General features: G+C 60.0%; 14 protein-coding genes. 8 read left to right on the top strand and 6 right to left on the bottom strand.

The genetic code is table 11. From position 1 onward, the window contains the following. Positions 1-5: 5 nt before the first annotated feature. Positions 6-623, top strand: a complete 618-nt coding sequence (locus tag BP38_RS0100150) for a thiamine phosphate synthase (RefSeq protein WP_035723029.1) — start codon at positions 6-8, stop codon at positions 621-623. Positions 624-648: 25 nt separating this feature from the next. On the opposite strand, the gene parA is transcribed toward BP38_RS0100150, so the two are convergent. Then, positions 649-1,299 (bottom strand): ParA family partition ATPase, encoded by a 651-nt coding sequence (parA, locus tag BP38_RS0100145; RefSeq protein ID WP_026986047.1) that lies wholly within the window; start codon positions 1,297-1,299, stop codon positions 649-651. A 126-nt stretch (positions 1,300-1,425) separates the two neighbouring features. Here parA and BP38_RS0100140 point away from each other — a divergent pair, with 126 nt between their 5' ends. The 7 genes from BP38_RS0100140 to BP38_RS18250 all read left to right on the top strand — a co-directional run bounded on the left by BP38_RS0100140 (position 1,426) and on the right by BP38_RS18250 (position 8,052). Then, positions 1,426-2,385, top strand: a complete 960-nt coding sequence (locus tag BP38_RS0100140) for an L-threonylcarbamoyladenylate synthase (protein ID WP_026986046.1) — start codon at positions 1,426-1,428, stop codon at positions 2,383-2,385. Positions 2,386-2,571: 186 nt separating this feature from the next. After that, a complete protein-coding gene (locus tag BP38_RS0100135) occupies positions 2,572-3,018 on the top strand; it encodes a hypothetical protein (RefSeq protein WP_155992121.1) in 447 nt (148 codons plus the stop codon). A 22-nt stretch (positions 3,019-3,040) separates the two neighbouring features. Beyond that, entirely contained in the window at positions 3,041-5,080 is a 2,040-nt protein-coding gene (mdoH, locus tag BP38_RS18265) for a glucans biosynthesis glucosyltransferase MdoH (RefSeq protein WP_081816353.1), read from the top strand. 84 nt (positions 5,081-5,164) lie between these two features. Then, on the top strand, positions 5,165-5,932 hold the full coding sequence (locus BP38_RS18260; protein ID WP_051608757.1) for a CDP-alcohol phosphatidyltransferase family protein: 768 nt from the start codon (positions 5,165-5,167) through the stop codon (positions 5,930-5,932). Further along, positions 5,929-6,534: a YceI family protein gene (locus BP38_RS0100120; RefSeq protein ID WP_026986044.1), complete on the top strand. Its 606-nt coding sequence runs from the start codon at positions 5,929-5,931 to the stop codon at positions 6,532-6,534. The genes BP38_RS18260 and BP38_RS0100120 overlap by 4 nt, the downstream gene beginning before the upstream one ends. A gap of 28 nt (positions 6,535-6,562) precedes the next feature. Beyond that, on the top strand, positions 6,563-7,351 hold the full coding sequence (locus BP38_RS18255) for an FkbM family methyltransferase (protein WP_162175092.1): 789 nt from the start codon (positions 6,563-6,565) through the stop codon (positions 7,349-7,351). Then, positions 7,351-8,052 carry a RibD family protein gene (locus BP38_RS18250; RefSeq protein ID WP_081816351.1) on the top strand — a complete coding sequence of 234 codons (702 nt, stop codon included), beginning with the start codon at positions 7,351-7,353 and terminating at the stop codon, positions 8,050-8,052. The genes BP38_RS18255 and BP38_RS18250 overlap by 1 nt, the downstream gene beginning before the upstream one ends. On the opposite strand, the gene BP38_RS18245 is transcribed toward BP38_RS18250, so the two are convergent. The 5 genes from BP38_RS18245 to BP38_RS0100085 are packed head-to-tail and all read right to left on the bottom strand — an operon-like array spanning position 8,004 to position 12,317. Next, on the bottom strand, positions 8,004-8,966 hold the full coding sequence (locus BP38_RS18245; protein ID WP_051608753.1) for a lysylphosphatidylglycerol synthase transmembrane domain-containing protein: 963 nt from the start codon (positions 8,964-8,966) through the stop codon (positions 8,004-8,006). The genes BP38_RS18250 and BP38_RS18245 overlap by 49 nt on opposite strands. Beyond that, positions 8,963-9,838 (bottom strand): small ribosomal subunit Rsm22 family protein, encoded by an 876-nt coding sequence (locus BP38_RS18240; RefSeq protein ID WP_051608751.1) that lies wholly within the window; start codon positions 9,836-9,838, stop codon positions 8,963-8,965. Before BP38_RS18240 ends, BP38_RS18245 begins: the two co-directional genes overlap by 4 nt. Then, a complete protein-coding gene (locus BP38_RS18235; RefSeq protein WP_081816349.1) occupies positions 9,835-10,905 on the bottom strand; it encodes a glycosyltransferase family 4 protein in 1,071 nt (356 codons plus the stop codon). Before BP38_RS18235 ends, BP38_RS18240 begins: the two co-directional genes overlap by 4 nt. A 6-nt stretch (positions 10,906-10,911) precedes the next feature. Then, on the bottom strand, positions 10,912-11,325 hold the full coding sequence (locus BP38_RS0100090; RefSeq protein ID WP_026986042.1) for a 6-pyruvoyl trahydropterin synthase family protein: 414 nt from the start codon (positions 11,323-11,325) through the stop codon (positions 10,912-10,914). Between the two features lie 17 nt (positions 11,326-11,342). After that, positions 11,343-12,317 carry a zinc-dependent alcohol dehydrogenase gene (locus BP38_RS0100085; RefSeq protein WP_245602276.1) on the bottom strand — a complete coding sequence of 325 codons (975 nt, stop codon included), beginning with the start codon at positions 12,315-12,317 and terminating at the stop codon, positions 11,343-11,345. Positions 12,318-12,322 lie beyond the last annotated feature (5 nt).

Raw genomic sequence — 12,322 nt, 5'->3', positions numbered from 1 at the left:
GCCGGATGCGCTGCCGCCTTTATCTCGTCACGCCGCCCGCGTTTCTCTCGGGCGGCGTTGACATTTCGGACGCCTGCTCACGTGTGGAACATGCCCTTTCGGCCGGTGATGTGGCCGCTGTCTTGCTGCGTTCCGGCCAGGGTGACCCCGACACCACCCGGAATGCCCTGAAGGCTTTGCTGCCCGTCATCCAGCAAGCCGAAGCCGCAGCCGTCCTGGAAGGCGATCCTGATATGGCGGTCGAAACCGGATGCGACGGCATCCAGATTCCCGCAGATTCCCGACAACAGCGTAGCTTGCGGCAGAGGCTGGGGGACGAGAGGATTCTGGGAATTGACTGCGGACATTCGCGCCATGCCGCAATGGAAGCCGGCGAACAGGATGCCGATTACGTCATGCTCGATTCCAGCGAAACGGAGCTGCTTGCCTGGTGGGCAGAGTTGATGGAGGTGCCGTCCGTGGCAGGTGGCGTGAATGGCCTGGAAACGGCTTCTGCTGCAATCAGGGCCGGGGCTGACTTCATTGCCGTGGGCGATGCGGTCTGGCACCACTCCGAAGGGCCGGAGGCAGCTGTCACCGCTTTCAACAGCCTTCTCGACGAAGAGGCTGGCGAAGCCACCTGAGTTTCCTTTACCGTCCTTGCGGCTGCTACTTTGCCTGCTTGCGCGCGTGTCGCAGGATTTCCCGGCTCAGGCTGGCCATCTCCTGGGCAGCCTTGCCCTTCGGCTGGACTTCGCCCACGGCACGCCCTTCGGAAAGTGCGGAGGCAAAAACCACACGGTTGCCGACCTTGGTCTTGGCCACTTCGGCGCCAAGTTCCTTCAGGGCCGTCAACATTTCCTCGGTCAGGCGTGCCCGCGGGGGTACCCGGTTCAAGACCGCCAATGCGGCTGTCCCCTCCCCCTTTGCGAGTTCGAGCGTCGGACGGGTGGCCCAGATATCCATGGGTGATGGCTGGACGGGCACCACCACAAGGTCTGCACTGCGCACGGCAATGCGCGCTTCTGTCTCGGCATGGGGAGGAGAGTCGATCAGGACCACATCATGATCTTCTGCCAGCTTCTGGACCTCGTTTCGCAAGCGCCAACCATTGATCTGGCTGACCAGGAGGCCGGCGCCCGCATCCCCCAGCAGCGCTTGGCGCTGCTTGTACCAGAAGGTCAGGGATTGCTGGGGGTCGATGTCGACCACGGCGACCTTGTGTTTTGCCGCAGTCAGGGCAACGGCCAGATGAGCGGCCAGGGTCGTCTTGCCCGCACCGCCTTTTTGCTGTGCAACAGTGATGATACGCGCTGTCATAGGGAGACCTGTCCTTCTGCAAGATGCAGATTGTTGCACATGCGAAGACCGCGCGGAAGAGGATAAGGCGTTGACGCTCTGGTCCAAGCTGACAATCCTGCGCCATCTGTCGGTACGTGAAAATCCATGACTCTTCTTCTTTCGAACACGCCTGGGGATATCGCAAAGGCTGCACAGCTGCTTCAGCAGGGCGAACTGGTGTCCTTTGCCACCGAGACTGTCTATGGCCTTGGCGGAAATGCCTGCGACGATCAAGCCGTGGCCGGCATCTTCGAAGCCAAGGGGCGTCCCAGGTTCAATCCACTGATCGTTCACTTTCCGGACTCTCAGGCTGCGGCGCAGGAGGTTGTTTTCTCGCAAACAGCTCTTAAGCTTGCCTCGGCTTTCTGGCCAGGCCCTCTGACGCTTGTCCTGCCCCGCCGTGCAGACAGCCGCATATCCCTGCTCTGCTCGGCCGGGCTCGACAGCCTGGCCGTTCGAGTCCCGGCTCCCGAAACAGCCCGGACACTGCTCAGGAAGGCCGGCTGCCCTGTTGCAGCTCCAAGTGCGAACAGAGCCGGCAAGATAAGCCCGACCCGCGCCGCGCACGTCATGGACGAGCTTTCCGGCCGCATTGCCGCAGTCCTGGATGATGGCGCCTGCAAGGTTGGGGTCGAATCGACTGTTGTTTCCCTGACAGGCGAAAGGCCGGCTCTGCTCCGGCCCGGAGGACTGGCACGCGAAGAGATCGAGAAATTGCTGGGTAGCCCCCTGGACTCGCCGTGCACGGAGAATCCGGTGTCCTCTCCGGGCATGCTCAAGAGCCACTATGCGCCGCAGGCCGCTCTTCGCCTGAATGCAACCTCCATCAAGCCGGAAGAAGCTTTCCTGGCATTCGGTGACGAGCATGAAGCAAAAGGGAAGGCCCATTTCAACCTGAGCCCTGCAGGCGACCTGAGGGAAGCAGCGGCGAATCTCTTTGCGGCACTCAGGGAACTGGACCGCCCTGGCATTTCAACCATCGCGGTTGCTCCCATCCCTGATCGGGGATTGGGGCAAGCCATCAATGACCGTTTGCAGCGTGCCGCCGCCCCACGCGACAGCTGAATCATCCGTGGTACCGCGTTTGCGCCCGCCTGCGTCCAAAAATTGTCTCCGGCTCTCCCGATCCCCTGATCTGGAAAGTTATAGCAAGCGTATTAGCTAAGACTCCGAGAATACGGGGTTTTGCACGCCTGCATGATTGCAGCAGGACCTCTTGGACAGGCCGAAGCGGAATTCATAGATCTGAAAATGAAGCACACATCATCCGATTACGAACTTGTCAGCCAGGCAAGAAACTACCTGCAGCAATTGGGTCTGCATGACAAAAACCGATTGGAAAGCCTGTCTTGTCAGGTGCCAGGGACTTTTGGCTCCCTCCAGGCGCTTCGCAAGGAAGTGGCCCGTTGGGTGGAGGACACTTGTTACCTGAAACTGCCACAAGATGAATCGGGAGTGGCCATGGCCGAAGCGGCAATTCTGCTCAGCGCTTTCGCCGAAAGCGACCCGCTACGTTTCCTGTCCCGCACCGAACGTCCGCAACGTGCCTTGATTGACGAGTTGCGTCACTCCCTGCCGATGGCGGTCCCACAGCAGCGACAGACTGTCATGCCAACACAGTCGCTGCAGCCTATCAGAGCACCGAGTTGGCTGCAAAAGCCGCTGAAGGCCCCCAGACCGGCCATAGCGAGCAACTGATTCCAGGAGAATCATCCAGGTCATGACCAGCGCCTCCGCGCACCACACATCACTTCCGGCTTTGTCCGGACGCATGTCAATAATGGTCGCAAGCCTCGTAACGACGGGACTTGGGGGCTGGATATCCCTGCACTTGGTGCAAGGGCAGGCCTCCACTGCAGTGACAATCGCCCTGCTTTCGCTTTTCACGCTCCTGCTGTTCTGGATCGCCCTTTCCTTCTGGACCAGCCTTGCGGGTTTCGCTTCATTGGCGACCAGGCGTTCAGGATCCGGATTGTCACCGTCTGACCTTCAACAGCCACTGCGCAGCCGCACCGCTATACTGATTCCCGTCTATAACGAAGACCCCAACCCCGTCTTTGCCAACCTGGCGGCCATGTACGAGGACCTGGCCCGAAGTCCCCAGGGTCGACACTTCGATTTCTTCGTCCTCAGCGACACCACGGAACCGCGTATATGGATTGCGGAAGAAGCCGCCTGGTACATGGTGCGGCGGCTCTTGAAGGGGGGTGGGCAGATCCACTACCGCAAGCGGTTGTCCAACAGTGGTCGCAAGGCGGGTAACATTGCCGACTTCTGCAGGCGCTGGGGCCGTAATTACGACTACATGGTGGTTCTCGATGCCGACAGCTTGATGTCAGCGAGCACGCTGCTGCAGATGGTGCGACGGATGGATGCCAATCCACGCGCTGGCCTCATGCAGGTGCCTCCCGTCCTCATAAACCGTCACAGCCTCTTTGCCCGCATACAGCAATTCTCAAGCGCATTGGCCACACCAATCCTGGCACACGGCTTGGCGTTCTTTAGCCGCAGCGAGGGAAATTTCTGGGGTCACAATGCCATCATAAGGGTTCGTGCCTTCACGGAAAGCTGTGGCTTGCCGGAATTGTCAGGCCGCAAGCCCTTTGGCGGAACGGTTCTCAGTCATGATTTCGTGGAAGCAGCCTTGCTGCGTCGTGCCGGCTGGCAGGTCTGGATGTTGCCGGACCTGGATGGCAGCTACGAGGAGCCCCCACCCTCCATCATGGACCATGCCCTGCGCGACCGTCGTTGGTGCCAGGGCAATCTGCAGCACCTGAAGGTTCTTCCCGCACAGGGACTGCATTGGGTCAGCCGCCTTCACCTTCTCCAGGGCATATTCTCCTATCTCGCCTCCCCCCTCTGGCTGGCCTTCCTGGTACTTGGCATTGGAACTGCACTGCAGGGAAGCGACCAGCTTCCTTCGGGATCGGCGGTCCCTGTGCTCGGAGTGGGGCCAGGAGAACTCATGACCCTGCTGCTTGCCATTATCCTGACCATGCTCTTCGCACCTCGACTGCTGGGCCTGGCATGGGCCCTTCGCACGCCAGTGTCAGCCCAGGCCTATGGTGGCCGCACAAGCGCCCTGCTGAGCCTGGGACTTGAAATGCTGTTCTCTGCTCTGCTGGCCCCGATCATGATGATCCTGCACAGCCGCTTTGTCCTGGAAGTCCTGCTGGCCCGCGACAGTGGCTGGAAGCCACAACAACGAAGCGAGTCACAGCCTCTTCCATTGGCGCAGGCTTTGAAGGCCTGCCGCCTGCAGGTCTTCTGCGGCATGATTTCGGCCGTGGCCCTGCTTGCCTTGCCGCTGCAGGTCGCCTACTGGTTTTCACCCATCCTGGCCGGACTGCTGCTAGCGCCTTTACTGGTCTGGCTTACCTCGCATCCGGTTGCAGGACGGGTCAGCCGCCATTTGGGCCTTTTCCTTTGCCCCACCGAGATTCAACCAGAAGAGGTTATCCTGCGCACCAGGGAACTCGCCACTCACCCGCTTGTCTCTCCACCCGAAAGCGCATTGCGCGCCTTGAGCCAGGACCAGAAGCTGTGTTTCCTGCACAAGGCTGTCCTGGCGGCGACAGTCCAGGAACAACCGGACAGCACAGTCCTGAACCGTGCCCTGCGCAGATACAGTGCGGGTGAGCAATTGGAGCAGGAAGAGGAGAATGCGCTCCTGTCCAGCCCTGACGCTCTCCAGAAAATTGCCGCACCTTTGGGCGAATTGATGGATTCTGCCCCCAATCAGACGGCACAGGCGGCATGACTCCCCTCGACAGTCAGGAAATTTGAAACAAATAAATACCACCAGCTAGCGCAAGCCCGGGCCTCTGGTCAGAAAGCAAGTTCAATGGCGGATTTCGATAATCCCACCCTGCAACGCGGACAAGAATTGAAGGTATTGCGCCAAAACAGCCTGTTTTGGCTACTTGCGGGGGCTGTCTGCCTAGTAGCGGGTCAAAGTCTGCTGAAAGTACTTGCAGGTATTTCGACAGGAGCCCTGATCCTTCCCTTTTTCCTCTATCTGGGCATTGCCTGCGGCGTCTGGTTGGGCCTGCCGGCCCACCTGCCACAGCGCAGCTTTGGCCTGGCGAATGGCATCACCCTACTGCGGGCCGTCTTGACCTGCCTACTGGCCGGCCTGGTTGTCCAGACGCCGCCTGAGCTACTTGGCTGGCTGCCCCTTGCCGGGGCATTGACCATCCTGCTGCTAGACGGACTGGACGGTTGGGTGGCGCGTAAAACAGCCCAGGCTTCCGCCTTCGGCGCACGCTTTGACATGGAGATGGACAGCCTCCTCGTCCTCCTGCTCTGTGCCACCGTGCTGTTGATGGACAAGGCCGGTCCGTGGGTCCTGTTGGCTGGCGGGCTGCGCTACATTTTCCTGGCCGGCACCGGGCTCTTGCCCTGGATGAAAGGGACTCTTCCCGAAAGCTTCAGGCGGAAAGCACTCTACGTCATATCGACATGCGGTGTTATCCTTGCACTCGCACCTGTTGTGACAGGACCCTTAAGTCATGTGATCTCCGTTGTTGCCGTCGCCGGTCTTGTGATTTCTTTCATGATCGACATTTCATGGCTTTACAGGAACACCCGAAAGGAAAGGAAATCCTCATGAGAAACTTGAAGAGCGCCACTCTGCCAGTCACGGCAATGGCCGCCTTTGCAGCCACTGCCGCTTTCAGCCTGGATGCCCTGGCTGCACCCGAGGAATACAAGCTGGACCCTGCCCATACCTATGTGGTCTTCAAGGTCGATCATATTGGCTACAGCCAAGCCATCGGGCGCTTCAACGAAGTCGAGGGCAGTTTTGTCTTTGATGAGGAAGAGCCCAGCATCTCGGACCTGAATGTGACCATCCAGGCCGAGTCCGTAGACACCAATCACGAGGAACGGGACGAGCATCTGCGTAGTGGTGATTTCCTGGACGTTGAGAACCACCCCGAAATCACCTTTGTGATGACCGGTTCGGAGCAAACCGATGACCGGACCGGCAAGATCATGGGAGATTTGACGATCCTGGATACGACACGTGAAGTCACGCTGGACGTAACCTGGAATGCCAGCAAGCCCTACCCATTCGGAGAGAACTATGTAACCGGCGCCTCTGCGAGCACCAGCATCAACCGTAGTGACTTTGGCATGAACTACGGCGTTGAAGGCGGAATGATCGGTGACAGCGTCGATATCGAAATCGAAATCGAAGCAATTCGCCAGTAACAGTATCTCCAGTGAGGTAGGCAAGTCCGTGTCACTTCAGCGCTTGACGCGCCTTACGGGCTTCCTGCGCTCGCTGGCGATTTATCATGGCCGCCCAGGGCGACTGAAACGCGAAACGGCTTTTCTGGGTTCCCTGATTCACGCAGGTGACCTCTGTTTCGATGTGGGCGCCCATGCCGGCAACCGGACTAGAAGCTTGGCTCACCTGGGCGCGCAAGTAATCGCCCTGGAGCCCCAGCCGCTCTTTGCTCGTTTCCTGGCCTGGTTCTTTCGCCACCAGGGATCCGTCACGATCCTGCCGTGGGCCGTTGGCGCCGACAGCGGAGAGGTGAAGCTGAACATCAGTCCCCGCACACCGACAACCACAACCGTGTCCAGGGATTTCGTCAAAGTGGCCGCCCGAACAGAGGGGTTCCAGCAGGTGCGCTGGACGGAGCATCTGATCGTGCCACAAACGACTTTGGATCAGTTGATTGCCCGGCATGGCCAGCCACGTTACTGCAAGATCGACGTGGAGGGTTACGAAGCCGAAGTGCTCGAAGGCCTCTCGGTCCCACTGACCATCATCTCCATCGAATACCTCGGCCAGAACCCGCAGCCGGCCATAAAGGCACTTACACGACTGCAGGAACTGGGGGACTATCGCTACAATGCCTCTCCCGGTGAAAGCATGAAATTTCACTTTCCGGAATGGCGATCAGCAAAGGAAATGTCGGACTGGCTGGAAGCTGGCGCCGAGGGGCAGCCCTTCGGCGATATCTATGCCGTTCGTGCCAACGAAACAGACCTGCTCGACCGACTGCAGAAGGTTGCATAATGTCCCTGCCCTTCGAACTTTTCTCTGACGCTCTGGCCGAACTCTATGCACCACTGACAGAGGCAGATTCATGGACAACGGGGCATCTGGGTCAAAGCCTCGACGGGCGAATTGCGACTCTCAGCGGTGCCTCCTGCTATGTCACGGCTGACGAGAACCTGGATCATTTGCATCGGATGCGTGCCCTGGCCGATGCCGTCATCGTGGGGGCCGGAACGGTGGAGCATGACAATCCGCGCCTGACCGTACGCCGTGTCGAAGGCCCCAATCCCTTGCGGGTGGTTCTTGATCCGAACGGACGCCTTGAATCCTCGCATGGCATCTTCACGGATGGACAGTCGGAAACACTGCTGATCAGCGGTGTTCCGGACCATGCCGTCTCTACTCACTGTGCCCGGACAGTATTCCTGCCCAAGGAAACGGGGGTGCGGCACTTCTATCCCGGGGACGTCATTGCCCTGCTGCGGGAACGCGGGCTCAAGCGCCTGTTCATTGAAGGTGGTGGAATCACCGTCTCGCGTTTCCTGCAGGCCGACAGTCTGGACCGGCTTCATATCTGCATTGCACCGGTCATTATCGGCGAAGGTGTACGTGGCATCGATCTGCCCGGATGCGAGCACATGGAGCAGACCCTGCGTCCACCTGCCCGGCACTATCTCATGGGCAAGGACGTTTTGTTCGACCTGGACCTTCGCTCCTGACGCCGCACACCCGCATCGATCAAAAGTACGAGTGCACCCGGCAAGGCCCCGAGCAGAACCAGGAGGCCATAGCCGATCGAAACAGCAAGGCCCTCCTCGATGGAATGCCCGCTCAGGCCCCAGAGCCCCACGGTGGCAACCTCGCGCACCCCCCAGCCGGCAATGGTAAAGGGAACGGCCATCGACAGGAGGACAAGCGGCACGGCCGTAACCAGGAACAATGGAGCCATCGGAACCTGCAAGGCATAGGCACTGCATGCGAACACAAGTACATAGCTGGCCAGAATCAGGAGCGACAGGAACAGTTGTCGTTCCCATACCCCCCGGACCAGCAGGGCGGTGCGCAGCTCCATGAAGAAAACACTGAGGCCGCGAAAGAGCACCAGATGTCTGACCTGGAAAGGCAAAACCACCAGGACGCCAAGAACGGCCAGCAGCAGGGTTCCGGCCACGAGATTCCAGGGCTTGGGCACCCAAAGGTAAGCCCCGGCCGCGGCAAAGGGCAGCAAGGCCAGGTAACCGGCGCTGCGCTCGATCATGACAACCCTCAAGCTGGGGAAGAAGCCCGTGCGGGACTGTTCCCTATGGTCCTTGCGACCATGACGCCAGGCTCGGAAAAGGTCACCGCCAACGCCGCCCGGCAAGAGCTGGTTCAACAGTGTGCCCAGGAAGTATTCCCTGATCGACCAACCCTTTGAAATCGTTATCCCCACATGACGCGCGGTCAAGCGCCAGCGCAGGGCTGACAGCACGACCTGCCCACTTGCCAGCAGCACGCCCGCAATCAACCAGCCTGGATGCAAATCACCCAGACGCGCCAATGCCTGCGCACCATCGACCCTGAACCACAGGAAGATCAGGAGGCCCGGTGTTATGATCCAGGGAAGGACCTTTTGGGCAAGCTGAAAGATCACGACAATTGCCCTTCTGGCACGGCAAGGAGGTCTTCATGCCCAATACGAAGCCAACTCTCGCCCCGTTCCAGGGCAGCCAGTCGATGCGCCAGCCATGCATCCACCTGTTCAGGCTGATCGCTGAGTTCCAGGGCAGCAGCCGCTATCCCTTTCAAGAGTTCCTGCTGCAGTCCGCCCTGGTCAACGCCCAACTCCCAAGGGCTTTCGTCGAGCTGGCAGTCGAAGCCACAGGAGGTCAGGATCTCACTTGACCGGCGTGGCGCCTGGCCGCCCATAGCCGGTCCAAATCCCTTGTCTCCACTCTGGTGGCGATTGAACAGCTCGGCAATCCTTCTGTCGGCTTCCAGTGCAAGATGGAACCGCATATGCCCATTGTAATTCAGTGGAAAATACAAGACGGCCGCGCGGCATTCGCCGACCAACTGTTCCAGCCACTCGGGGGAAACCAGATCCAGAAGCGCCGACCCCGTGATCAGGTCTGCCCTGGGCAGTCCTTCGAACAGCGCGCCGGACAGGTCCTGATGGACCATGGACACCTCTCCAGCCCAGCTTTCCGTAGTCAGGAGGAGACCGTCGCTGCTTTCCCTGGCCTCTCCACCGGTCTCGACACACCAGCGCACGAGCCGGTCAGAGGCGAACTCGAGCAACCGGGCATCATGATCCAGCAGGAACCAGCGCTGCTTGCCACCAAGAAACGGGGCCAGCGCACGCAGATTGGCGCCCGTACCCGCTCCCAGATCATGGATCACGCACTCTCCATGCCTCTCGGCTCCAACAATGTTGGCCAGATGCTCCTGAAGCGGGAAACTGCGGGCAACCAGGTCCGCCGGTTCCCGAAGGTCCAGCCAATTGGCTTCGAAGTATCCGCTCATTTCCCTGCTACGATCCGGTCCGGGGCGAGCAAGCGTGCGAACCCATCAACAGCATCTTCCCAACGTGGCAGTGACTTCCGTGCTTCCAGGGCCCTTGCCTGCAATGTGGCGAGACAATCGGCGTCGTTCAGCACCCTGTCCAGGGCCTGCCTCAAGTCCGTCAGGTCTCCCGGTTCGACAAACAGCCCGCAATTATCCGGCAAGGTCTCCACTATGCCGGCGGACCTTGGCGCCACAATCGGCAGTCCCCGGGCCAGGGCCTCGGCAAAGACCATGCCGTAGCCTTCCAGCAGGGACGGCAGGACGAAGACATCTGCATCATAATAACACCTATCCAGCTCGGCAGGAGATAGCTCGCCCGTCACGATCACACGGTCCTGCAACCCCAGGCCAAGAACCGCCTGCGCCACCTCTGCGGCATAGGCCCTGTCGCGCTGGTCGGAGCCGGCCAGCGTCAGTTTCCAGTTCCCGGTAAGTTTCAGTTCGGCCAGAGCCTCCAGAAGCTGCAGCTGGTTCTTGCGGGGGGTCAGTGTCGCGACGGTAAGCAGGTTGCAGCACCCTTCTTCCCCGCCAGTCGCCAGGTCCTGATGCTCCGTTCCCGGCAGGATGACCTGCAACCGCATTTTTGGGACCTGGTAGTCGGAATGGAGTTCCCGCGCCGTTGCCGGTCCGGTCACCACCACCCGATCCGCGAAGGCCAGGGACCGCCGCTCACTCAGATAAAGCTCCTCCCGCTGCTCTCGCGTCAAACCCGTTTCCCTGGCCAGCGGATGATGGACCAGGGCAATCAATTGGCGGCCTTGCGTCAGTCGTGCAGCCAGATGCTCGGGAAAGGCGCCGAACGCAAGGCCATCGACGACAACTGGCCGATCCGATGGCAGGCGCGAGATGATTTCTTCCACCTGGACCAAAGCGTCGGAGCCGGGAAAGGGAAAGTCCTCGCTCAGGCGTGCGAGCTCTACGCTCAAGCCCCGTTCCTCGAAGCCCTTCATGATCTGCCTGTCATAGTGATAGCCACCGGTCCGGGTTTCCGGATCACCGGGAATCATGAAGCACACAGCGGGCATGCTGCTTCAGTCCCGCCCTGCGGCAACAGGTCCCTCATAGGATGCCCAGGCAATATGGGACTCATGCAATGTAACCTTCAGCGCCTGCAAACCCATGGCACTGTCCCCCAGACGCCCTTCCGCGATGGCCGCTGCCAGGCGGCGGTGAATTTCACCCGCAAGAAATTCGGTGGTGGTATTCCGCCCCTGGAACGTCTCTTCTTCATCAAGGTTGCGATAGTTCAAGGTTCCCAGAATGTGCTTCAGGGTTTCACTGGCCAACCCGATATCCACGACCAGGCCGTCGGCATCCAGTTCCGGCCGGCGGAACTCCGCATCCACCACATAGGTTGCACCATGCAGGTTGCGCGCTGGCCCGAAAACCTCTCCGGCGAAGCTGTGCGCAATCATGAAGTGGTCTCGTACGGTCAGGCTGTACATAGCTTATTCCCGGTCATTCACTGGTCGATCCCATAACGAATACGATGACAGAGTACCCCGCGCCCATTGTCTGCAAGTTTCTCCATTACGTCAGGAAGCTCCTCGAAGGCGCTCTCCCCGGTGATCAAGGCTTCCAGTTCACGCGCGCAAAGCAGGTCCAGGGCAATCTCCATCCGCCTGCGGTGTCCCTTCCTGGCGTTTCTGGTCGGCGAAACGCCCCCCACCTGTGAGGAACGTAGGGTGATGCGCTGGGAATGGAAGGCCTCACCCAAGGGAAGCGTAACCTTTCGCTCGCCGAACCAGCTCATCTCGAGGACCGTGGATTCATAGCCCGCAGAAGCCAGGGCCATAGCCAAAGCCTCGGGAACGCCACTGGCATGGATGACCAGGTCGCAGCCCGTTGGAGCATCTTCCGGGGGCTTGAGTGTCAGGCCAAGGCGCTGCGCCACTGCAGCCTTGGATATATCGGGGTCGACCAGAGTGACTTCCGTTCCCGGAATGGCCTGGCTTAGCCAGGCCAGCAGGAAACCGACCGTACCGGCCCCATAGACGGCAATCCGGTCTCCCAGGCAGGGCGTAGCATCCCACAGTCCGTTCAGGGCCGTTTCCATGTTCGCGGCCAGAACCGCTCGTTCTGGTGGCAGGTCGGGCGGCAAGGGGACCACATCTTCGCTTGGCACCACATAGGCCGACTGGTGGGGATGAAGACAGAACACCGCCCGCCCCAGCAGGTCCTCGGGTCCTTCCAGGACTTTACCGACCGAAATGTAGCCATATTTTACTGGAAAGGGTAAAGATCCCTCCTGAAAGGGTGCGGCCATGGCATCATACTGGCTTTCCGGGATCAGGTTGTTAAAAACCAGGCTTTCGGTGCCACGGCTGATAGCACCATAGAGTGTTTTCACCAGAACCTCTCCCGGACGCAAAGCTGGCAAGGCCTGGGGGCGCAATTCGCCACGGCGAGGCGCCGTGATCCAGTAAGCTGATGCCATGGGAT

Origin of the sequence: Fodinicurvata fenggangensis DSM 21160 (assembly GCF_000686045.1) — a bacterium.
In the GTDB taxonomy this organism is placed as follows: Bacteria; Pseudomonadota; Alphaproteobacteria; order Kiloniellales; family DSM-21159; genus Fodinicurvata; species Fodinicurvata fenggangensis.
The sequence above is the reverse complement of the archived record's forward strand: the minus strand, read 5'-3'. Positions and strand labels throughout refer to the sequence as shown.